This is a genomic window from Helicobacter burdigaliensis (assembly GCF_003670295.1).
GTDB classification, from domain to species: Bacteria; Campylobacterota; Campylobacteria; order Campylobacterales; family Helicobacteraceae; genus Helicobacter_D; species Helicobacter_D burdigaliensis.
In genome coordinates, this window is record NZ_QXJG01000005.1 from 1 (window position 1) to 23,825 (window position 23,825).

General features: G+C 33.7%; 25 protein-coding genes, 2 tRNA genes and 1 pseudogene. 11 read left to right on the top strand and 17 right to left on the bottom strand.

Annotation, left to right across the window (positions count from 1 at the left end):
* Positions 1–288: 288 nt before the first annotated feature.
* Positions 289–363 (bottom strand) — tRNA-Asn (locus EBF09_RS03185).
* Positions 364–509: 146 nt separating this feature from the next.
* Between EBF09_RS03185 and EBF09_RS03190 the strand changes: the two genes are divergently transcribed.
* Entirely contained in the window at positions 510–2,303 is a 1,794-nt protein-coding gene (locus EBF09_RS03190) for a Na/Pi cotransporter family protein (RefSeq protein WP_198672525.1), read from the top strand.
* 4 nt (positions 2,304–2,307) lie between these two features.
* On the opposite strand, the gene EBF09_RS03195 is transcribed toward EBF09_RS03190, so the two are convergent.
* Complete coding sequence (locus EBF09_RS03195) at positions 2,308–2,616, bottom strand: hypothetical protein (RefSeq protein ID WP_121763696.1); 309 nt, start codon at positions 2,614–2,616, stop codon at positions 2,308–2,310.
* Between the two features lie 99 nt (positions 2,617–2,715).
* On the opposite strand from EBF09_RS03195, the gene EBF09_RS03200 reads away from it, so the two are divergent.
* Genes EBF09_RS03200 through EBF09_RS03210 form a run of 3 tightly spaced genes read left to right on the top strand, consistent with a single transcriptional unit; the run spans position 2,716 to position 5,159 of the window.
* Positions 2,716–3,678 carry a methionine ABC transporter ATP-binding protein gene (locus EBF09_RS03200; RefSeq protein ID WP_121763697.1) on the top strand — a complete coding sequence of 321 codons (963 nt, stop codon included), beginning with the start codon at positions 2,716–2,718 and terminating at the stop codon, positions 3,676–3,678.
* Positions 3,679–3,680: 2 nt separating this feature from the next.
* Positions 3,681–4,331, top strand: a complete 651-nt coding sequence (locus EBF09_RS03205; RefSeq protein ID WP_121763698.1) for a methionine ABC transporter permease — start codon at positions 3,681–3,683, stop codon at positions 4,329–4,331.
* Between the two features lie 9 nt (positions 4,332–4,340).
* Positions 4,341–5,159, top strand: a complete 819-nt coding sequence (locus tag EBF09_RS03210) for a MetQ/NlpA family ABC transporter substrate-binding protein (RefSeq protein ID WP_121763699.1) — start codon at positions 4,341–4,343, stop codon at positions 5,157–5,159.
* A 92-nt stretch (positions 5,160–5,251) separates the two neighbouring features.
* Here the strand turns inward: EBF09_RS03210 and EBF09_RS03215 are convergent, their stop codons facing one another.
* The 7 genes from EBF09_RS03215 to EBF09_RS03245 are packed head-to-tail and all read right to left on the bottom strand — an operon-like array spanning position 5,252 to position 12,928.
* Complete coding sequence (locus tag EBF09_RS03215; protein WP_232817641.1) at positions 5,252–6,454, bottom strand: potassium/proton antiporter; 1,203 nt, start codon at positions 6,452–6,454, stop codon at positions 5,252–5,254.
* Positions 6,455–6,457: 3 nt separating this feature from the next.
* Positions 6,458–6,919 carry a low molecular weight protein-tyrosine-phosphatase gene (locus tag EBF09_RS03220; protein ID WP_121763701.1) on the bottom strand — a complete coding sequence of 154 codons (462 nt, stop codon included), beginning with the start codon at positions 6,917–6,919 and terminating at the stop codon, positions 6,458–6,460.
* A 2-nt stretch (positions 6,920–6,921) separates the two neighbouring features.
* Positions 6,922–7,950 carry an aspartate-semialdehyde dehydrogenase gene (locus EBF09_RS03225; protein ID WP_121763702.1) on the bottom strand — a complete coding sequence of 343 codons (1,029 nt, stop codon included), beginning with the start codon at positions 7,948–7,950 and terminating at the stop codon, positions 6,922–6,924.
* Positions 7,951–7,959: 9 nt separating this feature from the next.
* The gene (locus EBF09_RS03230) at positions 7,960–9,264 is read right to left on the bottom strand and encodes a sigma-54-dependent transcriptional regulator (protein ID WP_121763703.1); all 1,305 of its coding nucleotides are present in this window, start codon (positions 9,262–9,264) and stop codon (positions 7,960–7,962) included.
* The gene (locus tag EBF09_RS03235) at positions 9,261–9,662 is read right to left on the bottom strand and encodes a hypothetical protein (RefSeq protein ID WP_121763704.1); all 402 of its coding nucleotides are present in this window, start codon (positions 9,660–9,662) and stop codon (positions 9,261–9,263) included. Before EBF09_RS03235 ends, EBF09_RS03230 begins: the two co-directional genes overlap by 4 nt.
* 7 nt (positions 9,663–9,669) lie before the next feature.
* Positions 9,670–12,156 carry a DNA gyrase subunit A gene (gene gyrA, locus EBF09_RS03240; RefSeq protein WP_121763705.1) on the bottom strand — a complete coding sequence of 829 codons (2,487 nt, stop codon included), beginning with the start codon at positions 12,154–12,156 and terminating at the stop codon, positions 9,670–9,672.
* A 58-nt stretch (positions 12,157–12,214) separates the two neighbouring features.
* On the bottom strand, positions 12,215–12,928 hold the full coding sequence (locus tag EBF09_RS03245; RefSeq protein ID WP_121763706.1) for a hypothetical protein: 714 nt from the start codon (positions 12,926–12,928) through the stop codon (positions 12,215–12,217).
* An 86-nt stretch (positions 12,929–13,014) separates the two neighbouring features.
* Between EBF09_RS03245 and EBF09_RS03250 the strand changes: the two genes are divergently transcribed.
* Entirely contained in the window at positions 13,015–13,503 is a 489-nt protein-coding gene (locus EBF09_RS03250) for a peptidylprolyl isomerase (protein ID WP_121763707.1), read from the top strand.
* 202 nt (positions 13,504–13,705) lie between these two features.
* Here EBF09_RS03250 and EBF09_RS03255 read toward each other — a convergent pair whose 3' ends face one another.
* Genes EBF09_RS03255 through EBF09_RS03265 form a run of 3 tightly spaced genes read right to left on the bottom strand, consistent with a single transcriptional unit; the run spans position 13,706 to position 15,981 of the window.
* Positions 13,706–15,019, bottom strand: coding sequence for a UDP-N-acetylmuramoyl-L-alanyl-D-glutamate--2,6-diaminopimelate ligase (locus EBF09_RS03255; RefSeq protein ID WP_121763708.1), 1,314 nt, complete (start codon positions 15,017–15,019; stop codon positions 13,706–13,708).
* Positions 15,003–15,746, bottom strand: a complete 744-nt coding sequence (locus EBF09_RS03260; RefSeq protein ID WP_121763709.1) for a hypothetical protein — start codon at positions 15,744–15,746, stop codon at positions 15,003–15,005. Before EBF09_RS03260 ends, EBF09_RS03255 begins: the two co-directional genes overlap by 17 nt.
* Positions 15,736–15,981: a NifU family protein gene (locus EBF09_RS03265; protein ID WP_121763710.1), complete on the bottom strand. Its 246-nt coding sequence runs from the start codon at positions 15,979–15,981 to the stop codon at positions 15,736–15,738. The genes EBF09_RS03260 and EBF09_RS03265 overlap by 11 nt, the downstream gene beginning before the upstream one ends.
* A 249-nt stretch (positions 15,982–16,230) precedes the next feature.
* Between EBF09_RS03265 and EBF09_RS03270 the strand changes: the two genes are divergently transcribed.
* From EBF09_RS03270 to EBF09_RS03290, 5 genes are all read left to right on the top strand, one after another.
* Positions 16,231–16,962 (top strand): fumarate reductase cytochrome b subunit, encoded by a 732-nt coding sequence (locus tag EBF09_RS03270; RefSeq protein WP_121763711.1) that lies wholly within the window; start codon positions 16,231–16,233, stop codon positions 16,960–16,962.
* 12 nt (positions 16,963–16,974) lie between these two features.
* Positions 16,975–18,948 (top strand): fumarate reductase flavoprotein subunit, encoded by a 1,974-nt coding sequence (locus tag EBF09_RS03275; protein WP_121763712.1) that lies wholly within the window; start codon positions 16,975–16,977, stop codon positions 18,946–18,948.
* A complete protein-coding gene (locus EBF09_RS03280) occupies positions 18,945–19,691 on the top strand; it encodes a fumarate reductase iron-sulfur subunit (protein WP_121763713.1) in 747 nt (248 codons plus the stop codon). Before EBF09_RS03275 ends, EBF09_RS03280 begins: the two co-directional genes overlap by 4 nt.
* A gap of 77 nt (positions 19,692–19,768) precedes the next feature.
* A tRNA-Ser gene (locus EBF09_RS03285) sits at positions 19,769–19,856 on the top strand.
* Between the two features lie 132 nt (positions 19,857–19,988).
* Positions 19,989–20,249, top strand: a complete 261-nt coding sequence (locus EBF09_RS03290; protein WP_121763714.1) for an EexN family lipoprotein — start codon at positions 19,989–19,991, stop codon at positions 20,247–20,249.
* A gap of 197 nt (positions 20,250–20,446) precedes the next feature.
* Here the strand turns inward: EBF09_RS03290 and EBF09_RS03295 are convergent, their stop codons facing one another.
* Complete coding sequence (locus tag EBF09_RS03295) at positions 20,447–20,647, bottom strand: hypothetical protein (RefSeq protein ID WP_232817642.1); 201 nt, start codon at positions 20,645–20,647, stop codon at positions 20,447–20,449.
* 627 nt (positions 20,648–21,274) lie between these two features.
* On the opposite strand from EBF09_RS03295, the pseudogene EBF09_RS03300 reads away from it, so the two are divergent.
* A pseudogene (locus EBF09_RS03300) lies at positions 21,275–21,364 on the top strand (type II toxin-antitoxin system HicB family antitoxin); the annotation flags it as partial.
* 186 nt (positions 21,365–21,550) lie between these two features.
* On the opposite strand, the gene EBF09_RS03305 reads toward EBF09_RS03300, so the two are convergent.
* The 4 genes from EBF09_RS03305 to EBF09_RS03320 all read right to left on the bottom strand — a co-directional run bounded on the left by EBF09_RS03305 (position 21,551) and on the right by EBF09_RS03320 (position 23,741).
* Positions 21,551–22,276, bottom strand: coding sequence for an energy transducer TonB (locus EBF09_RS03305; RefSeq protein WP_121763715.1), 726 nt, complete (start codon positions 22,274–22,276; stop codon positions 21,551–21,553).
* A complete protein-coding gene (gene exbD / locus EBF09_RS03310) occupies positions 22,242–22,625 on the bottom strand; it encodes a TonB system transport protein ExbD (protein WP_121763716.1) in 384 nt (127 codons plus the stop codon). The genes EBF09_RS03305 and exbD overlap by 35 nt, the downstream gene beginning before the upstream one ends.
* Positions 22,618–23,046 (bottom strand): TonB-system energizer ExbB, encoded by a 429-nt coding sequence (gene exbB, locus EBF09_RS03315; protein ID WP_121763717.1) that lies wholly within the window; start codon positions 23,044–23,046, stop codon positions 22,618–22,620. The genes exbD and exbB overlap by 8 nt, the downstream gene beginning before the upstream one ends.
* 107 nt (positions 23,047–23,153) lie before the next feature.
* Positions 23,154–23,741, bottom strand: coding sequence for a ribonuclease HII (locus EBF09_RS03320; RefSeq protein ID WP_121763768.1), 588 nt, complete (start codon positions 23,739–23,741; stop codon positions 23,154–23,156).
* Positions 23,742–23,825: the final 84 nt, after the last annotated feature.

Consider the following 23,825-nt stretch of genomic DNA (forward strand, 5'->3'; position numbering starts at 1 on the left):
GTTTTAAGTATTTTTAACTTAAAAAAATAATGTGAATTCTACATATTAAAAATTTAAATTTGAATAAAATATAAAATGAGTAGTTAATGTATTTTATAGATTGCCATGCTAGACAAATCTGCCTTGCAATAAATTAAAGAAAAGTAAGTTTTGCAATAAAAAGAGTATTTTGAGCTTTTATGACAGCTTAGACTACTATACTAAAATAAATATTTAATAAAATATCAAACTACAACCATTCAAAACTAAAAACTTTTGGATTATAAAAATTAAGAAAGACTTATAAAGTGGCTCCGGATGTAGGATTCGAACCTACGACCAAGTGGTTAACAGCCACCTACTCTACCGCTGAGCTAATCCGGAATATCCTGTGAATGAAAAACGAGATTATAATTAAAAATATTGAACTTGTCAAGCCTCCTTAAAAAATATTTTTAAAAATTAGCAGATTTTGTTTAAAAAATTGTATTTTGCTATAATGTGTTAATTTATTTTAAAGGCTTTGGGTTATGGTGCAAAATTTTCGTCGTTATATGCTTATGGTGTTAGGAGTTTTATTAATCTATTTTTTGGTTGTTTTTCCTGCACTTGGGAAAATTTTAGCAGGAGTTGCAATTTTACTCATTGGTATGATGTATCTTGGGGGAGGATTCAAATCTTTTAGTGGGGGTTTACTAGAAAAAGTCTTGACAAAATCCACAAACACAAAGCTAAAAAGCATTACTTTTGGGGTGATAACCACTATCCTTATGCAATCTTCCACTTTAGTTTCTGTGATCTCTATCTCCTTTCTTTCAGCAGGTTTAATCACTCTAGCACAAGGCATTGGGATAATCTTTGGAGCAAATTTAGGCAATAGTGCAGGTTCTTGGCTTATCGTTGGGCTTTCATCTATTAACATTTCTTCTTTAGCAATCCCCCTTATTGTTTGTGGAACTTTGCTAAATTTTCAAAAAGATAATCTCTTAAAAGGCTTGGGCTCTATCCTTATGGGAATTGGCTTTTTCTTTTTAGGGGTAGATTATATTAAAAATGGATTTGAAAGCTATAAAAGCGTTATGGATCTTTCTAGATTCAATGTAGAGGGCTTTAAAGGAGTGCTTATCTTTGTGGGGCTTGGTGCGCTAACCACTGGTATCGTGCAATCAAGCCACGCAACCCTTGCCATCATCATCGCAGCACTCCTTAGCGGACAAATCGGCTATGAAAATGCACTCGCTGCCACACTTGGGACAAGCGTAGGGGGCGTGGTAACCGCTGTCGTCGCTTCGCTAAATACTAATATTGAAGGTAAAAAGCTTGCTATTGCAAATTGTATTTTTAACTTTAGCATTGCATTCATTGTAGTTGCACTTTTCCCAACCTTTGTTAATTTAGTGGATTTTGGTGCAAAAATACTAGGCATAGCACAAGACAATCTAGCACTTAAAACTGCATTATTCCACACCACTTTTAACCTTGTTGCTGTTATCTTAATGTCCTCCTTTATCAAGCAAATTGTGCTATTTTTAAACAAAACCATTAAAGCCCCACGCGATAAAGATATGGATCATGCTTTGTATTTAGATAAAAACATTGTAAATTATCCTGATACTGCTATTGAAGCCTTGCAAAAAGAAAGTATTCACCTCTATAATAATGCCTTTGCGATGATCGCACATACCATAGGCTTTAATAGAAGCGATATTAAAGGCAAAGAAAGTTTTGAATCTATCATACAAACCAAAAAATGGTTTAGCGGGGATGTAGATTTAGACTATCTTTATAGAAGAAAAATTAAAGTTTTATTTGACGCGATTATGGAATTTTCCACAAAGGCACAAAGCTATGTAGAAGATGAAGAGAAAAACCATAGAATCTTTTCTTTTAAAATTGCTTCAAGAAATATAGCAGAAGCCACAAAAAACCTAAAACTAATCCAAACAAATATGAAAACCTATTGTGCTTCTGCTAATAAAGATTTAAAAGATCAATACAATAAAATGCGAAAGGATTTAGGAGAGCTTTTACGCAGTGTGGAAGAACTAAAACTTATGGATGAAAAAAGTGCATTTTTAATCATCTCTCAACTAAAAAGTGCCAAAGAACTCCTAAAAGAAAAAGATTATGAAGTCCTAGCGCAAGTAGAAGAACTCATCACTAATAAGAAAATTAGCGTAACTAATGGAACTTCTATTTTAAATGATAACTCTTTTATCGCACAAATCGCTTTGCAACTTATTGAAGCAGTGGAAATTACCTTTTTAAAGGAAGGCTGGGAAGATGGACTAGAAAAACCTTTAAAAAAGAGGGTTGAAAACTAAAGTTTTACTCGCCTCCTCCTAAAATACTCCCTTGAATACTTTTTTGTATTTCTTGTGCTTTTTTAATAAGCTCCTCTTGCTCTTTTTTAGAATCATTTGCTGGAATTTCTACTTTAGGGGGAGTTTTATCCACTACACCCATTTTCACAAAACTATCTTCATAGTTTTTACCGCCCTTTTTTACGCGGATATATACACTTCCACTTGCTTGATCATACAAATAAGTATCATCAAGATCATTAAACATCACCCAAGGTTGTGAAAACGAAAAAGAAGTCAAAAAAGCACAACAACACAATAATTTTAATCGCATATCAAACCTTTAAAATTACAAATTTTAAGCAATTCTATAAAAATTTGGCTAAAATTGCAAAACTATTAGTGTTTTGCTAAATTTTAAATTAGGATAAAAATGAATTTCATAGAAATTAAAAATTTAAGTAAATTTTATGGCGATTTGCAAGTTTTAAAAAATATCAATCTCTCTATTAACAAAGGAGGGATTTTTGGGCTTGTGGGGCATAGTGGTGCTGGTAAAAGCACACTTTTACGCACTATTAATGGACTAGAAACCTTTAAAGAGGGACAATTGCTCATAGAGGGAGTGGAGGTTTCAAAGCTAAAAGGAAAGGAACTAAGGATTTTTAGAAAAAATATCGGTATGATTTTCCAACACTTCTCACTTCTAAGCCGTAAAAATGTCTATGAAAATGTGATTTTACCACTAGAGTGCTGGGGAGAAAAGATAGATAAAAGCAAAATTGATAACCTTTTAGAGCTTGTAGGCTTAAAAGATAAAAAACATTTCTATCCCGCACAGCTTAGTGGAGGACAAAAGCAAAGAGTAGCTATTGCTAGATCTTTAGTGCTAAATCCTAAAATTCTACTAAGCGATGAGGCTACAAGTGCGTTAGATCCCTCCATCACAGGAGCGATTTTAGAGCTTTTATCTACGATTAACAAAGAACTTGGAGTAAGCATTATTCTAGTAACACATGAAATGGAAGTGGTTAAAAAAATCTGCAAAGAAGCTGCATTTTTAGAAAATGGAGAAATTTTAAGAAGCGGTGCGATAGAAGAACTCTTTTTAAGCCCAGATAAAAAAATGCGAGAATTTTTAGGAGAAAATGAAATTTTACCCAAAAGTGGGGTAAATATCAGAATCTATTTTCCAAAAGAAGTGGCACAAAACGCCATCATCACACAAATGGCAAGAAAACTAGAAATAGATTGCAATATCGTATGGGGCACGTTAGAAGCATTTAATGATACGGCTCTAGGCTTTTTAGTGATTAATATAGACAAGCACTATCAAGAAAAAGTTTGCAAGTTTTTAAGCCAAAGTGGCACTCGCTGGGAAATTGTAAAGGATTAAAAATGGATTTAAAAATTATAAATTTATTACTAGAAGCCACACTAGAAACACTCTATATGAGTGTGGTTGCTACTTTAATCGCCACACTTTTAGCGATCATTCCTGCTATCTTACTCGTGCTTTGTGAGCCTAGAGGATTAGCTCCTAATAAAATTATTTTTAGGGTGCTTGATACAATTTTAAATACTTTGCGTTCTTTTCCATTTATTATTTTAATGGTAGTCTTGCTTCCCTTTACTAAATGGCTTTTGGGCATTAGCTATGGGGCAAGTGCGGCTATCGTGCCACTTAGCATTGGTGCTATGCCCTTTATTGCAAGAATCATAGAAAATGCACTTAAAGAAGTAGATAAGGGTGTGATAGAAGCTGCACTTAGCTTTGGTGCAAGTAATTCTCAAATTATTTTTAGAATTATGCTCATTGAAGCATTGCCTAGCATTATCTCTGGAATTACCTTAGCTTTTATTTTAGTAATTGGATTTAGTGCAATGGCAGGGAGCTTAGGTGGGGGTGGATTAGGAGATGTGGCTATTAAATATGGCTATTATCGTTTTCAAAGCGATATTATGTTGTATAATGTCATTATCCTAATATGTTTGGTGCAAATTATTCAATCTTTAGGAGATTTTCTATATAGAAAACTTAAAAAATAAGGAGAAAGTATGTTTAAAAAAAGTTTATTGGCTTTAGGTGTATGTGCTACACTTTTTGTAAGCGGTTGTTCTAAAAGCGATTCACAAAATGCAAATGCAAACACTAAAGAAAATATCAAATTAGTAGTCGGAGCTACTCCAGAACCCCATGCTAAAATGCTACAACAAGTTGTACCGCTCTTGCAAAAAGAGGGGATCACTTTAGAAATTAAAGAGTTTAATGACTATGTAACTCCTAATCTTTCTTTGAATGATGGCTCTTTGGATGCAAATTTTTTCCAACACAAGCCTTATTTAGATTCTTTTAACAAAGAGAAAAATACTAAGCTTGTAAGCATTGGCAATGTGCATTTAGAGCCTATGGGTGTTTATTCTAAAAAAATCAAAAGCTTAGAAGAATTACAAAATGGCGATGAAGTAACCCTACCTAATGATCCTTCAAATGGAGCTAGAGCACTAAGAGTGCTAGAAGCTAATGGAATTATCAAGTTAAAAGAGGGAGTAGAGCTAGCTTCTATTCAAGATATTGTAGAAAATCCTAAAAATTTAAAGTTTAAAGAAATGGATGCCCCACTTTTGCCTAGAACACTAGAAGATGCAACCCTTAGTGTCATTAATACAAATTTTGCACTTTTAGCAGGGCTTAATCCGCTCAATGACGCACTTGTGCTAGAAGATAAGGAATCTCCTTATGCAAATATTCTAGTCGTTAAAGAAGAAAGGGCAAAGGATGAAAATCTAAAAAAACTTCTTAATGCTCTACAATCACAAACAATGAAAGACTTTATTTTAAATGAATATAAGGGTGAGATTTTACCCGCTTTTTAGCCTATCTTCAAAAATGCAAATGCACTTTAAGCATTTGCTAGGGCTTTAAAATCTTTAATTTACCACTAAAATATTTGCAATTCCTAGTTTTATTATTTAGAGATTTTTAATATTTTAGCTACAAATTTAAGGCTCATTCCTTGCAACAATACAGAAATAATCACTGCAAAAAATACAATATTAAAAAACATTGAAGAAACTTCCAAATGATAAGCATAAGGATAAGTAGCCAAAATAATAGGCACAGCACCCCTTAAACCCACCCAAGAAATAAAAACTTTCTCTTTAATATCATAAGGACTTTTATAAAGAGATACAAATACACTAAGTGGGCGTGCTATCAAAATCAAAACCGCAGATAAAACCACCGCTTGAAATGTAACAGAACTAAGCTCTGAAGGAAATACAAGCAATCCCAAAACCAAAAAGACAACAATTTGCATAATCCAAGCACTGCTATCATGAAAAGCAATAATATTTTCTTTATGGGGAAAAGCATATTTGTTTGTTAAAATCCCTGCAATATAAATGCTTAAATACCCATTCCCATAAAGCAAAGAAGAAACCCCAAAAACTATCAAAAGCCAAGCAAGACTTAAAAGCGGATAAAGTCCTGCTTGAGTAATTTTAACCTTGCTACAAATCTTAGGAAAAAGATACCCACAAACTACACCCAAAATTCCCCCTACGATAAATTGCGCAAAAAACTGAATAATCCATTCTAATATAGAAGCTTCATTAGGGATTACTATCATCTGCAAAATAGTAATGGTTAGGAAAATCGCCATAGGATCATTGCTTCCTGATTCAAGTTCCAAAAGATAGTCAATATTGTTTTTTAGCTTAATCTTAGAAGAACGCAACACCATAAAAACAGCCGCAGCATCGGTAGAGCTTACAATCGCTCCTAAAAGCAAAGATTCTAAAAAGCTAAAATCTAGCATATAATAAATACATAATGCCATAATAAATGTTGTTAAAAGAACACCTAAAGTTGCTAGCAAAATACCACTTCTAAGCACGGGTTTAATCTCTTTCCAATGCGTATTTAACCCACCGCTATACAAAATAAACACCAAAGCAATCGTGCCTACAATCTGTGCTAAAAGCGCATTTGAAAATTCAATCCCCCCAATGCCCTCACTCCCTAAAAGCATACCAATCCCCAAAAACACAAGCAATAAAGGAACACCAATTTTTTCTGAAATCCTAGAAGCATAAGCACTTAAAAACAACACTCCGCCTAACAAAGCCAAATAAAGATTAAGATTAGAAGCTAAATCGCCCAAATTCACCCTTTAAGAAATTAAAACTTTTTGCTTAAATAGTTCTTGAATACTAGTTTCAAGCATAGTATAAATTTTAGCAAAACCTTCTAAATTTGGATAATGGTAAGGATCTGGAATCTCTTGCCCTTTTAAGCCAAAATCCCCCATTAAAACTACCTTTTCTTTGCTAAAGCCCAAACGCAAAATATCACTTAGATTTTGCCTATCCATAGCCACCACTAAATCAAATTTTAAATCCGTGTAGCTATTTAATTTACGCCCTCTTAAATGTGAAATATCAATACCCCTTTGCTTTGCAATTAAAATAGAATTTGCACAAGGTGGCTCATCAATATGCCATCCGCTAGTTCCTGCTGAATCTATTTTTAAATTTAACCCTTTTTTAGAGGCTAAATCTTTTGCAATCCCCTCTGCTAGAGGAGAACGACAAATATTTCCTAAACATACAAATAAAATTGAAGCAACACCCAAAACTAATTTCCTTGCATTCTAATCCATTTTTGTGCGATTCTCACTGCATTTGTAGCAGCTCCCACACGCACTTGATCAGCTACGCACCATAAATGCACGATATTTTTATCATAATTATCCACTCTAATGCGCCCTACATAAGTTTCATCCGTATCTGTTGCAATCAGCGGCATAGGATAGGAATTTTCTTTTGGATTATCCATAAGCACGACAGATTCTGCACTCTTTAGCACTTCTTTTACTTCCTTAGCACTCACTTCTTTGTTAAATGCGATAGTAATCGCCTCACTATGACTACGTAAAACTGGCACTCTTACGCAAGTTGCACTCACAGCAAAGCTACTATGCATAATCTTATTAGTTTCATTTACCATTTTCATTTCTTCTTTTGTGTAATCATTATCTAAAAATACATCAATATGTGGGATTACATTTAAGGCTATTCTGTGTGGAAATGCCTTAGGCTCAACACTATCAAGACTAAAATCAAAAAATTTCTGCATTTGTAAAATTAACTCTTCCATACCCTTTTTACCTGCACCCGATACTGCTTGATAAGTGCTAACATCTACTCTTTTAATTCCAAAAACATTATGTAAAGGTGCTAAAACTTGCACCATTTGGATAGTAGAGCAATTAGGGTTTGCAATAATGCCCTTTTTTTCCCATAATGCAATATCTTCTTCATTCACTTCTGGCACGACTAATGGCACATCTTTATCCATTCTAAAATGACTTGTATTATCAATCACTAGCGCACCTGCTTTTGCCGCACTAGGAGCAAACTCTGCACTAATGCTACCCCCCGCTGAAAAAAATGCAATTTCAATATTTTCTTTTTCAAACACATCATGGGTTAGTTCCACCACTTTATGATTTTCGCCACAAAACTCAATCTCTTTTCCCACACTTCTAGCGCTTGCAAGTGGTAAAATCTTAGCCACTGGAAAATTTCTTTCTTCTAAGATTCTAAAAATCTCCTCTCCTACTGCCCCTGTTGCTCCCACAACTGCTACATTATACTTTCTCATTTTTACTCCTTATAATTTGATTTGGTAGTGTTCCATTTTCTTGCTTAGAATCTCTTTTTTCATCCCTAAAATTTCACAAGCTTTGTCAATGTCTGAATCGCTTGCTTTTAATGCTTCAATAATAAGCTCTTCTTCTAATGAAGCAATTTTCTTCTCCCCTGCACTCTCTCGTGAGGTTAAAAACAAATCTTCAGGCAAGATTTCATCTCCCTCACATAAAATCGCTGCTCTCTCAACAACTGATAAAAGCTCTCTAATATTCCCCGGCCACCTATAAGATAAAAGTTGCTCTTTTGCACCCTTTCCCCAAGTTTTCTTTCCGACACCATATTGCATATCCACTTGCTCTAGCTTCCACTCACTAAGCGGGATAATCTCCTCTTTTCTCTCACGCAAAGGTGGAATATGAACAGGAATAGTTTGCAACCTAAAATACAAATCTTCTCTAAATTCTCCCCTTTTAATCTTTTTTTCAATATCTGCATTTGTAGCAGCAATAAGGCGTATGTCTATTTTAATAGGTTTATTAGAACCAAGTCTTACCACTTCTTTTTCTTGCAAAACACGCAAAAGCTTTGCTTGGAGCCCCATAGGCATTTCACCTATCTCATCTAAAAATACACTTCCTCCATTTGCACTTTCAAACTTCCCAGCCCTTCCTTCAGTAGCGTCCGTAAAAGCACCCTTTTCATAGCCAAAGAGTTCTGATTCTAGCAAATTTTCTGGAATTGCTGCCATATTAATCGCAACAAAAGGCTTATCTAGCCTTGTAGAATTTTGATGGATATAGTTTGCAAAAAGCTCCTTACCCACTCCACTCTCTCCCAAAAACAATACAGAAGCGTCCGTTTTAGCAGCCTTAGAAGCTAATTTTAATGCACTCTCTAATGCAGGAGAGGTAGCGATAAAAGAGTTTTTTTCTTTAGTTTTTTTGGTAGCTTTCTTCTCAACCTTACTAATCACTTCTTTTGCTTTTTTGGCTCTATGGATTGCTTCTACTAAGGTTTCAATCTCAAAAGGCTTAGTTAAAAAGTCCTTTACCCCTAATCTTATAGAATCGATAGCCTTATTTAAAGTCGCATTTCCTGTAATAATCAAAGCCTCATACTTGCCATTTAACTCACGCAAAAATTCCAATCCGTCCATTTGTGGCATATTAATATCTGTAATGATTAAATCCACAGAATCATCAAGCTTTTTAAGTGCATCTTTAGCACTTTTAAAGCTAATTACCTCAAATTCTTCATATTCACCCAGTGCTATTTCAAGCGATTTTCTCATATTGATATCATCTTCAACAATGGCAAGCTTCATTTTTTCTCCTTTTTAGGATGTAAATAATAAATTTTTGCGATCCCTCGTTCAAACTCTATATAAATGCGTGTGGGAGGAATGCTTAAAACACTCACAAAATTACCCACTAAATTTGTAGCCTTGCTTCTATCTTCTAACTTTATCCCCCACTTAAAAAAGCATTCTAAAATCTCTTCTTTATAGTTTTTTAAAAACTCTTTTTCGCTCTTTGCTTCGTGTAAAATCTCACAATTTTTATAGGGACTAAGCCTACTTTTTCTCTCTTGCATAACAGGAGAGAAATAATAATCTTCATTCAAAACCACTCCATCTTTGATAGCTAGACGATAAGAAAATACAAACTCTCTTGCATTTAAAATCCCGCTCACTAGCCACAAAAGACAAAGAAGCTTAAACATTACAAAATTACTCTCCTAAAAGCCCTAAATCTTGGCTTTGCTCTTCTCCCTCTTCCTCATCTTTTTCCTCTTTAGGACATCTAGCAATGGAGACTACCTTTTCTTCAGCTACATTTACGATGATTACTCCGCTTGTAGCACGCCCTGCTTTTCTTATAGAGTGCATATCTACTCTTATCATCTTGCCGCTTGAAGTTAGCACCATTAAATCCATATTTTCATCTACATTCACCACGCCCACAAGCTTACCAGTTTTAGGGGTCAGCTTCATAGCTATCACGCCCTTACCACCGCGTTTTGTGATTCTGTATTCGTTTGCTTCTGTGCGTTTTCCGATACCCTTTTCACTCACACTTAAAATCTCTTCATTCTCACTAGAAATCACGGTTGCACCGATTACAAAATCTTTAGGCATTTTAAACTTGATAGCCGTTACACCCCTTGCAACACGCCCTATTTCTCTAGCATCACTTACTTCAAACCTCACACACATTCCCTCATAAGTAACCACTAAAATCTCTTTTATGCTAGGAGTTACTATTTTTGCAGTTACTAGCTCATCATCTTCATCTAAATTTATAGCCTTAACGCCCACACTTCTAATGTTTTTAAACTCACTTAAATTAGTGCGTTTAATAATTCCATTACGCGTAAAGAATGCAAGAGATTTATCTTCATTAAAATCTTTTGTAGTAATGGTCGCCATAATCTTTTCATCAGGGGCAAGGTTGATTAAATTTACCACCGCTTTGCCTATTGCGGTTCTACTTGCTTCTGGGATTCTATATACTTTTAGCCAATAGAGTTGCCCTTTATTTGTAACAAACATAATCGTATCATGCGTATCTGCAACAAAGAAAGATTCAATAAAATCATCATCATGCGTATTTGCAGAAATCTTACCCTTACCACCACGATTTTGCTTTTCATAGGTTCTAACTGGCACTCTTTTTACATAGCCCCTATGGCTCATAGTTACCACTACTGGCTCATTTGGAATTAAATCTTCCATATCTATGCTTTCATAATCTTCTTCAATAGCGGTTAGTCTTTTAGAACTAAATTTCTCTTTAGATTCTTGAAGTTCTTCTTTGATAATTCCATTAAGCATAGATTCACTTTTTAAAATGGAGCTTAGATATTCAATCTCTTTTAATAATTCTTGATACTCATTTTCAATTTTATCTCGCTCTAAGCCTGTTAATCTTTGCAATCTCATGTCCAAAATTGCTTGGGCTTGAATCTCGCTTAAGCTAAACTTCTCCATTAAGCCACTTTTAGCAACTTTTGGATCACTGCTTGAACGGATTAAAGAAACAATTTCATCGATATTTTCTAATGCAATCCTCAAACCCTCTAAAATATGTGCTCTAGCTTTAGCCTTATCTAAATCAAAAATCGTTCTTCTAATCACAACGCTTTTTCTATGGGATAAGAACAAATGCAATAATTCCAAAAGCGTGAAGACTTTTGGCTCTTTATTATAAATTGCTAAAAGGATAATCCCAAAAGTGCTTTCCATAGGGGTAGATTTAAAAAGATGATTAAGCACAATCTCACTCATCGCCTCTCTCTTTAGCTCTATTACAACTCTAATCCCTTCTCTATCTGATTCATCTCTAACCTCTGAAATCCCTTCAATCACCTTATCTCTTGCGAGTTCGGCTATCTGCTCTACAAGCCTTGCTTTGTTCACTTGATAGGGAATCTCATCAATTACAATAATGTCTTTTGTCTTGGTTTTTTCAATATGGGTTTTTGCTCTTATTTTAATGCGTCCCCTACCACTTTCATAGGCTTCTCTTATCCCGCTTTTTCCATAGATAATCCCACCTGTTGGAAAGTCTGGCCCTTCAATAAATTGCATCACTTCATCTAAAGTTGCATTTTTATTATCCACTAGATAAATCAGTGCTTCTAAAATCTCATCGCTTCTATGTGGAGGGATATTTGTAGCCATACCCACTGCAATTCCATTAGAACCATTAATGAGCAAGTTTGGCAAACGACTAGGGAGAATATCAGGCTCTTCTGTGGTATCATCATAATTTGGGATAAAATCCACGGTATCTTTTTCAATATCTCTTAAAACTTCTTCAGCTGCTTGTGTCATTCTTGCTTCTGTATAACGCATAGCAGCAGCACTATCTCCATCAATGCTTCCAAAGTTTCCTTGTCCATCTACTAACCCTAAACGCATGGAGAAATCTTGTGCCATTCTAACAAGTGCATCATACACCGCTGTATCTCCGTGTGGGTGGTATTTACCGATTACATCACCGACAATTCTAGCAGATTTTAAATGCTTTGCTTTAGCAGTTGCACCAAGCTTTGACATCGCATAGAGGATTCTCCTATGCACTGGCTTTAACCCATCTCTAGCATCGGGTAAAGCACGCCCTACAATAACACTCATAGAATAATCAAGATAACTTTCTTTAATTGAATCTTCAATATTGACATTTTGTATATCTTGGTTTAGTAAATCAGACATTTCTTCCCTTTTATAAAGCTTTATCTATATATTGTAGCTTTATTTTACTTTAATCTTGCTAATAATTTACCTCACAATAATTTTGAATTTTTGGATAGTCTTCAAAAATAGAGGTTTTTTGTAATCCGCAAATAAAATCTAAAATCTCTTTATGCGTTAGAATGCTCGTTTTATTCTCCTTTTGGCTAACAATCCCATAAAATTCATCATTTATAAACATAGGCATTCCTAAAAGCTTACTTTCTTGCTTTTCTTGCATGGCTTTAAATTCCAAAAAAGTCATCTGCTCTTTTGCAAACTCCAGCCACTCTTGTTCTAAAAAATAATCCAAAACATCTTTGTCTATTAATTCCCTATCTAATGGCTTTTTTAAAATATCCAAAAAACGCGTTTGATAGTGCAAGGAGCGAAAATTTTGCTCTGGAAGAGTATTGCAATAAATATCTGTAAATTTTATCGGCTCTAAAAGCACCAAACCTGCATAATCATCTAATGCTAAAATTTCTGCATGTGCTAAACAAGCTATGGGTTCATCTTTAGCTTCACTCACATACAAAATAATATCCTTAGGATAAGTTATTTTTTCACCCTCTAAATGTAGATTTTGTGAAGCACTCAAAATCAGTCCCTCATTAATAATAACCCCATAACCACTCTCAAAACGGCTCTCACCAAAATTTGCAATTACTTTAACGCCTTTTTTGATCCAAGAAGGATAATCTTGTGCGTATCCTTGCAAAAATAAACAAATTAAAAACACAATTCTTATCATTTCTTAAAGCCTTAAAATTATTTTTAATACTTTTATACTACAATAAATTTGCTATAAAAATTTTAAATTTTAAGGACTTTTTAGAAATGGAATTAAAAGAATTCAATCCCACAAAAGAAGAGTTAGAATCTTATGCTTATGCTATCATTAAAACACAAAAGGGTGATATGAAATTTGAACTTTTTACAAAAGATGCACCCAATACTGTGGCAAATTTCGCCCACCTAGCCAAAAATGGCTTTTATAATAATCTAAACTTTCATAGAGTAATTAAAGGATTTGTAGCACAAGGTGGATGTCCTAATGGAGATGGTAGAGGAGGCCCTGGATATAGAATTAAATGTGAGCTAGAAAACAATCCAAACAAACATCTAAAAGGCACACTTTCTATGGCACATGCAGGAAGAGATACAGGGGGCAGTCAATTTTTCATTTGCTTTGCACCACAACCCCATTTAGATGGAGAACACACAACCTTTGGAGCTATCAACAAAGAAGACAAAGAAAGCTTAAAAGTTTTAGATTCTCTTACTCAAGAGGATAAGATTTTAGAGATTATCATTAGCGATAAGTAATATAACTTAGGTTTTCATTAAACTAAGATGAAAACCTAAATCTAAGAAAATATTTTGCATTAGCTAAACAAATTTCATAGTTATTTATTCAATCATTTCTATAAATCCCTTTTTGATTATTTTTGATACATTTTATTACTAAATATTAAATAAAATCTTCTCGAATGAAACTCCCTCCCATTGCTTTAGCTTCTCATAAAAATTATTTTAAATTTTCCAAAGCTTTTTGTATTTCCTCCACATCATCAAAATGTAAAATCTCATCTTTAATGATTTGATAATGCTCATCGCCCTTGCCAAGCACGAGCAAAACCTCATCTTCTTTTACATCTAAAATCGCTTTTTTAATTGCTTCTCTTCTATCTACTTCTACAAAAATTTGTCTTTTTTCTCTTAAAGCTTGTGGGATTCCTGCTAAGATCTCTTCAATAATGCTTTGTGGCTCTTCACTGCGTGGATTATCGCTTGTAATATAAATTTTATTTGCATATTTTGCAGCGACAAACCCCATTTTAGGGCGTTTGCTCCTATCTCTATCGCCACCTGCCCCAAAAACTACTGCTATTTTTTGATGAGCAAAAGATTGAAAAATCTGCTCCATTCCATCGTGCGTGTGTGCAAAATCCACAATGATAAGTGGCTTTTTAGAAACAATTTGCATTCTTCCTAAAACTCCACCAAAGTTTTCCAAATGCTTTGTGATTTCACCCAAAGGTGCATTTTCTAAAATTTTCACCGCTGCAAGGGCTGCTAGAGCATTATAAAGATTATGTTTGCCAAAAAGATTTAAATCCAAAAGCGCTTCTTCTTTGCCATAGAAGATTTGTGCGGTAATGCCATCTTTTAAACTATAAGCTTTCACACTTAAAGTTGCAGGATTTTCAATCCCATAAGTAATGCAATTTTGCAAGGCATAACGAGCATTTATTTCATCTTTATTGATAAGTTTTAAGTCATTAGGATTGCTAAAAAAAGAGTTTTTCACATCTCTATAATTTTGCAAAGTTTTATGATAATCTAAATGATCGCTTGTAATATTTGTAAGTATTCTCAAAGCAAAATCTAGCCCTTCTATCCGCTCTTGCACGATAGAATGGGAGCTAACCTCCATCACAAAATATTCACAGCCCTCTTTTTTTGCTTCATGGATTGCTGTATAGATTTCCAAAAGCGATGGAGTTGTAAGCCCTTTTTCTCTTTTTTGCACTTCATTTATAAAAAACCCTCTTGTTCCAAGCAAACCTACTTTATACCCCATATCCAAAAGTATAGAATAAATCATAGCAGCAGTTGTAGTCTTGCCATTTGTGCCTGTGATTCCTATGATTTTTAGATTCAAATCTAAGTATTTTTTTAAGTCTTGTGGAGTTAAAAACTGCGTAAATCCTCTATCTTTTGCCTCTTGTAAATATTTTTTTGAAGATTGCGTGATTAAAAATGCACAATCTTTGCGATCGTCTTTAGAATTGTCACTTACAAAGCTAAATTCTTTTGTATTTTTAATTTGTATTTTCATTTTTACTCTCTTGCAAAATCATTTTATAAAGATTCACAAAATCTCTATCATAAAAAATAGAATTTCCAGCACTCTCAAAATAGTTTAACGCCACTTCGCTAAAACCATTTTTGAGTAAATCTTTCATAAATTTTAAAAATTCCCTTTTGCTTGTAATGATGATTTTAGAACTAAACATCAAATTTGTAAAAGCTTCTCTAAAGCCAAGCTCATCTACTAACCTCCTAAAATCCTCATACATTACACCCTCATTTTGCTCAATTTGGCTATTTTGAAAATTCTCAAGCACAAAATTTAATTCATAAATGCTTGCATCAAAATTTTCAACCATAGAAGTAATCTGCCTAATAGAACTCGCTTTTTTATCTTTTTTCAAACTTTGATAATAATCAAAAAGCGCTCTTGCCTCATCTTCATGCACCAAAGCCATATCTGCCAATTTACTATACATTAAGATTTTTTCTAATTCATTTTCCTTAAAATCTAAAAAATTCTTAGCCCTAAAGGGTAAAATTTTGGCATTATTTTTGGGGGTTTTTGTATTAAAGTGTGTAATTTTCGGAACTTCTATAAGATTTTTTAAGGATAAATTTGTTGCAAAACACTTTGCAACAAACTCTGAATGTGCAAAAGAGAAATATTGTAAAGATTTATAATAATCACGCCTCATAAATGCCTCTTTTGCTTGTTGTTTAAACTCTAAGTAAAGCTCTAAATTATGGGACATTCACAACCTCAATATCAGGATGAATCTGCGTTTTTAACTCTCTTTCAATGCCTTGCTTTAAGGTAATAGAACTACTAGGACAGCCCTTACACGCTCCCTCTAATCTCACATAAACCTTTGCATTTTCTATCTTAATCAAAGTAACATTTCCACCATCTAAAATAAGAGTAGGACGCACCTTATCCAATACTACTTTCACAGGCTTTTCTAACTCTGCATCGCTAAAGGGAAACATTTTCTTTCTTCCTTTCTTAGTAATATTTTAAAACACACACTCTTTAAGTAAGAGATAATTAGCATAGGATTATACTTCATAATATCTTTATAAAAATAAATATCCTTGAATTTTCTTAGATTTAATTTTTATTGAAAGATATTTAAAATAATTTTATCAATTTTATCTTATAATTTCTCAATGGAAATTAAATGGATTGGCGTTGTGCATTATTGCATTGCAAGTTTTATTCTACTTTAGGAGGGTTTTATGCAAAATGATGAAGTAGTGATTCAAAGTTATTTAAAAGTAACTTCTGAAAGAAAAAAAAGAAGAAATCCCGCAAGATGGGATAAATGGCAAAGTATCACGGGTGTGGTTTTGGCTATTTTTATTTTATTCCATATGTGTTTTACATCTTCTATCTTACTTGGAGAAGATGCTTTTAATGCAGTCGTAGCATTTTCTGAGGGTGCATTTATTTTTGGCGGGCATGGGCTTCCTTGGCTTACAACAATTGTTGTAGCAGTAATTGGTATTTTCTTTGTAGCACATGCGTTTTTAGCGATGAGAAAATTCCCAGCAAACTTCCAGCAATTAATGATTTTCAAAACTCATAAATCATTAATGAAGCATTGCGATACTACACTTTGGTGGCTTCAGTTCCTTACAGGTTTTATCCTTTTCTTTATGGGAAGTGCGCATCTTTTTACTATTCTTTTTGCTTCTACAAGCATTGATGCGATTACTTCAGCTACTCGTTTTGTGCAAGGAAATTTAGCAGAGTTTTATTTAGTTTTACTTATTGTGATGGTTTTACACGCTAGTATTGGTTTATATCGCGTTATTATTAAATGGATTCCACTTGAAGCTCCAACAACCGCACAAAGTAACATCAAAAGACGCAATGTAAAAATCGCTGTTTTTACAATCTTCATCGTATTAGGTGTAATTGCATTTATTGCTGATTTTACTTGGATTGCTCTTGGCAAAAGTTTATAAGGAGTGTAAGGTATGAAAATAGTATATTGTGATTCATTGGTTATTGGCGGAGGTTTAGCAGGACTTAGAGCAGCAGTAGCCTGTCAAGAAAAGGGACTTAACACAATCGTTTTAAGCTTAATTCCGGTTAAAAGAAGCCACTCTGCAGCAGCTCAAGGAGGTATGCAAGCCTCACTAGGAAACTCAAAAATGAGTGATGGAGATAATGAAGATTTGCACTTTGCAGATACCGTTAAAGGAAGTGATTGGGGTTGTGATCAAAAAGTTGCTAGAATGTTTGTAACCACTGCACCAAAAGCTATTAGACAGCTTGCAGCTTGGGGTGTGCCTTGGACTAGGATTAAAAAAGGTGATAGAACCGCGGTTATCAACGCACAAAAAACAACAATCACAGAAGAAGACTTTAGACATGGCTTAATCCATTCAAGAGATTTTGGTGGAACAAAAAAATGGAGAACTTGCTACACAGCGGATGCTACCGGACATACAATGCTTTTTGCAGTGGCAAATGAAGCTCTAAAACATGGAGTTGATATTCATGATAGAAAAGAAGCAATCGCAATTATCCATAAAGATGGTAAATGCTATGGCTCCATCGTAAGAGATCTCATCACAGGAGAACTCATAGCTTATGTAGCCAAAGGAACTTTGATTGCAACAGGTGGATATGGAAGAATCTACAAAGACACTACAAATGCAGTAATTTGTGAGGGCATTGGAACTGCAATCGCATTAGAAACTGGTATTGCAAAGCTAGGAAATATGGAAGCTGTGCAATTCCACCCAACTGCACTTTTCCCAAGTGGAATCTTACTTACTGAAGGTTGTAGGGGTGATGGGGGTATTTTAAGAGATGTAGATGGATATCGCTTTATGCCTGATAAAGAACCAGAGAAAAAAGAGCTAGCAAGTAGAGATGTTGTTTCTCGTAGAATGATTGAGCGAATTAGAGAAGGAAAAGGTGTAAAATCTGTATATGGTGAGCATTTATGGCTTGATATTTCAATTCTAGGTAGAAAGCATATTGAAACAAACCTAAGAGATGTGCAAGAAATTTGCGAATGTTTTGCAGGAATCGATCCAGCTGAAAAGTGGGCTCCAGTGAAGCCAATGCAACACTACTCTATGGGTGGAATTAGAACCGATTACAGAGGTGAAACTGCGCTAAAAGGATTATTCTCTGCAGGTGAAGCTGCTTGTTGGGATTTACATGGTTTTAACCGCCTAGGTGGAAACTCCGTATCAGAAGCGGTTGTTAGCGGTATGATTATTGGGGACTATTTTGCTGAAAGTTGCCAAAATGCTTATGCAGATATTGAAACAAAACTTGTTGAAGAGTTTTTACAAAAAGAGCAAAACTACCTCAATAGCATTTTAGAAAACAATGGCAATGAAAATGTTTTTGAAATCAAAAATAGAATGAAAGAAATTATGGGGGATAAGGTTGGAATCTTCCGCGATGGACCACATTTAAAAGAAGCAGTAGATGAGCTTGAATCTCTTTATAAAAGATCTAAAAATATTAGCATCAAAACCAAAAGACTTTCAGCAAATCCAGAGCTTGAAGAAGCTTACCGCGTGCCAAAAATGCTAAAAATTGCACTATGTGTTGCAAAAGGTGCGCTAGATAGAACAGAATCAAGAGGAGCACATAGTAGAGAAGACTATCCAAAAAGAGATGATGTAAATTGGCTTAAACGAACTTTAGCTTCTTGGGAAGATCCAAATCAAACACTTCCTACACTAACCTATGAGCCATTGGATATTTCTACTATGGAAATTGCACCTGCATTCCGTGGATATGGTGCTAAGGGTATGATTATTGAAAATCCTGAAAGTCTAAAAAGACAAGAAGAGATTGATAGAATAAGAAGTGAAATGGAAGCACAAGGTAAGGATAGATATGAAATTCAAGAGGCACTAATGCCATTTACTTTACAGCCTCAATACAAAGCTAAAAATGAGAGAATAGGAGATAAACAATGAGTGGAGCAGTAGAAAATAGCGGAAGAGAACTAACTATTAGAGTCTTAAAGTTTGATCCAAATAGTGCGGTTTCTAAACCTCACTTTAAAGAATACAAACTCAAAGAAGCACATTCTATGACAATCTTTATTGTTTTAAATATGATTAGAGAACAATATGATTCTGATCTTTCTTTTGACTTTGTATGCCGTGCTGGAATTTGTGGAAGTTGTGGTATGATGATAAATGGCCGCCCACGCCTTGCTTGTAGAACCCTAACAAAAGATTTCCCTGATGGAGTTATCACACTTATGCCACTTCCTGCATTTAAGCTAATTAAAGACTTATCTGTGGATACTGGAAACTGGTTTAATGGCATGAGCAAGAGAGTTGAAAGCTGGATTCACGCACAAGAAAAAAGCGAAGAGCATATGAGCCAAATTGAAGAAAGAGTGGAACCTGAAGTAGCACAAGAAGTTTTTGAACTTGATAGATGTATTGAGTGTGGTTGCTGTATCGCTTCATGTGGAACTAAGCTAATGCGTGAAGACTTTGTGGGTGCTGCTGGATTAAATAGAGTAGTAAGATTTATGCTAGACCCTCATGATGAAAGAAGCGATGAGGATTATTATGAACTAGTGGGAGATGATAATGGTGTGTTTGGTTGCATGAGCTTACTTGCTTGTCATGATGTATGCCCTAAAAATCTGCCATTGCAGAGCAAAATCGCTTATCTAAGACGCAAAATGGCGAGTGTAAAATAATTTAAATCCCTTTTTGGGATTTAAAAACTTCTTTTAATCTTTTAAATGCTAGAATTCTGCTTTTATTTTTCTTTCATAGAGAGGTGTCCGAGTGGTTGAAGGAGCACGCCTGGAACGCGTGTAAGGTGCAAGCCTTCGAGGGTTCGAATCCCTTCCTCTCTGCCACAATTACTTACTTTAACCTTTCAAAGATTGCAACAAATCATTTTTTAAAAATCATAAAATACTAAAAAATTATAAAGATATATTTTTATATATGATATAATGCCAACCCAAAATATTAAAAAGGAGCATTCTATGAAAAATGTAATCAAATTAGGTTTATTAGGTGCGGTTATTGCTGGAGTTTTCTCTGCTTGTTCTTCAGAGCCAAAGAGTGTGCAATACTATGAAGATCCAAAAAACGCTAAAGAATTGGAAGCTAAAATTGAAGAATGCAAAAAGAATGCTAATTCTGCCCAAACTGATACAGAATGTGCGAATGCTTACAAAGCACAATATTCCAAATCACTCAAAAAAGAGCCATTAGATCCTTCAGAATTTTTTAAGAAGAAATAATGAAACTATTTCAAACTTTGAGCGAAAGCATACAACAAATCATTGATGCAATAAGACAAGTAGGCACAAAAGAATCTATATAAAAAGCTAAAGAATAAAATAAATTTGACACTTACTAAATATTAAGGCTCTTAAGCTAAAACTAAGAAATGCCTTAATATTTTTAAAATTAACTTAAAGGCAATATTAAAGATTCTTCATTGCAAAAGGCTTAATTCTTTTTCTTTCAAAATCTCTTTATATTTTCTTATGCCTCTAAGAGTATCAAACAAACCTATTAATCCTATGACAAAGATTATAAACAACAAAGAATAATCTTGAAAGAAAACTAAAATATCCTCATAAACAAAAAATTTAAAAGAAAGAATTAAAAAGCTTATAAAACTTAAAGTTATCATAAACATTAAATCAAAATATAATTTTTCTAAAGTATTAAGCTTATTAGATCTTAAACACTTCAAAAGAATATTTTTAACTTTCACTCTCTTTCTCCATTTTTTACTTTCTGTGATATTATACTAAAACAATAAATTATTTTTATCATTTTTTATTAAAACTTCTCTTTTGGAGTTATTTAAAATCGCTATTGTTACGATTTTTTATAAAAGTTCAAAAATTTTTAATTTTTGATTTACCGAATCCCCATTCGTAAGAATGGTGTTCTAAATTTTAAATTATTTAATATAATTTAAAATATTTAGGAACTATTATATGTATGTCAAAACCTATTATATGTATGTCAAAAAGTATTCTATCTATGTCAATTTTTTCACTTAATTAGTGCCTTTAGGGGCAAATTTTGTTGACATACATATAATAAACTATTCTATCTATGTCAATTTTATTGTTTTAAAAAATATTTTTTACATAGATATAATAAATATTGACATACATATAATACTTTTACTATAATTCTTTATATAAAGTTGATGATTTTTTCAAAAACTATTATATTTATGTCAATTTTTGAATGAAAATCAGCCAAGTATTATATTTATGTCAATAAATTCTGTAAGGAACATCAAATGCTATTGAATGTTATTATTGAAAAAGATCAAGATGGGTATTTTGCACGCATTTTAGAGCTTGAAGGTTGTGTTTCACAAGGTAATACCAAGGTCACATAAAATCAGCATAACACCTACTTAAAATTCATTAAAAGTTTAGCGCAAATCGCCAAACTTTTAATTTTTAGCTTTTAAAACCAATTTTCTTTAAATATAAACATTTTTATTCATAATTGGCAAGGTCATATGCTTCCTTCAATCCATAAAACTAGAAAATTACAAATATTATTTTGTTCACCCTTGCCTTAAATTATATTCAATAGGGATTCTTATAATCACATCTTTTTTGGGTGCTGGAAAAGAATAGGAAGCTTTTTTTATTGTTTTAATGGAAGAGTTATCCAAAATTGCATGTGTTGAGCCTTTAATCACACGGATATCCTCTACTCCACCGCCTCCTAAAAGTTTAAATTCCACTAGCACAACCCCAACAGCCCTCATCATTCTAGCTTTTCTTGGATAGTCTAAATTCGCATCAATGGCTTGCTTAATCGCAATTAAAAATGGATCATTATTTTTGCCAAAAGTTAGCACCGAGCTACTTTTTTGGCTGACATTTGGCGTATGGTTTGCTTGTGCGGTTTGTTCTGTCGTTTGTGGCTGTGGCTTCTCATTTGTAGCCATTTTAGGCTCTGCTCTTTGCTTTACAATCGGCTTGTTTTGAGGCTTTGGCTTTGCTATGGGTTTTACGATAGGCTTTTGAATGGGCTTAATAATAGGCTTTTCTTCAATGGGCTTTGGCTTAGCCATTTCTTGAGCTTTGGGGGCTTGTGTTTGCTTAGACTCACTAAATTGCTTTAAAGAAATTGCAAGAGTAGTTGTCTGCAAACCTACATCTTTAGGGATAAAATGCCTTTGTGCCAAAAAAATTAGCATAAAAATCCCAAAATAAATCCCACAAGAAATCAAAAAAGAAACCTCTGTGCTATTGTTTTTTGGTTGCAATACTAAAGTTTTCATGCGAATTTCCTTTTAAAATATCAATAATTTGTATAAAGTTTTCAAATCTAGCATCTTTATCACTCCTTAACTCTACTAAAGTTTTTGGACTAATAGCGCTTAAGCCCTCTCTTAGCTCTTCTAGTGAAACTTCCCTATCATCTAAATAGATTCTATCCTCTTTGCTGATTAAAATTTGCACCTTTTTTTCATCTTTTTGTTCTTGTGCTGAACTTGCCTTTGGAAGCTCTATTTGTATTTTTCCTTGTGCTATAAAGGTAGATATACTTAAAACTATGGCAAGCAACACAAGCATAATATCAATAAAAGGGACAATATTTAGCGATTCATTTTTAGGGATTTTAATCATTTTTAACCTCTTGCTTATAGCGATTGCTTAAAAGCGTGATTTTCCTATAAAGTCCATTGTATGCGATAAGTGTAGGTATAGCGACAGCCAAACCAAGTGCAGTAGCTTTCAAAGCTAGAGATAATCCTGTCATAATTCCTTTAGTATCAATAGAGCCACTAAGCCCCATATCATAAAAAGTAATCATAATCCCAACAACCGTTCCCAAAAGCCCTACATAAGGAGCATTTGAGTAAATTATATAAAGCGTAGTGAGATTTTTTGTAATCGCATCTTCAAAAGCTTCCTGCGTCGGATAATCTTGTAAATTTACCTTAGAAAAAAACAACACACGCTCGATACTAAACCACAATGCTATAAAACCCATTAAACCTAAAATTCCAAAAATAGCATAATCCACACTCTCTTTTAAAAATTCCATATCCACTTATTCCTTAAATAAAAATTGTTATCACTATTATAACAAAAAAATATTGATAATGAGAAATATTTTTAGAATTTTTATTTTTAAATTTTAAAATATCAAATTTAAAATTCAAAAGAAGGTTGTAAAAGGGATTTAATCTTATAAGTTTTACGATGCACTTCACACATTCCATATTCTAAAATAGCTTCAATATGAGCCTTAGAGCCATACCCTTTATTTTTAGCAAACTGATATTGTGGATAGATTTCATCTAGTTTTTGCATTTGCATATCTTTTGCATTCTTTGCTAAAATACTAGCCGCACTAATGGCTTTAATCTTATCATCTCCTTTAATTAAAGCTTGTAGATTCTTCACACCAAAAGTAGAATTCCCATCAAAAACATAGACTTTTGCACTTATATTTTCTAAAATCTCTTCTAAAGCACTTTTAATGGAATAGCTTAGCCCTTTTGCATCAATTAAATCCGCACTTCTTTCTACGAGATGATAAATTGCATATTTTTTAATCAGTGGCGCTAAAGCATCTCTTTTATTTTGTGTAAGCTTCTTAGAATCTTTTAGCTCTCCCCTTAACTCTTGTGGAAAATCCTCTCCCAACACCACTCCACACATAAACATAGAACCCGCTAACGATCCTCTTCCTGCCTCATCTATACCGCAAACCAAAGAATCCTCTAAAATTTCCATTCTCCACTCTTTAACATTTTTAAAATTAATAATATTCAACCCTTGAATTATATAAATTCTCCCCTTATTTCTTCTCCATATTTT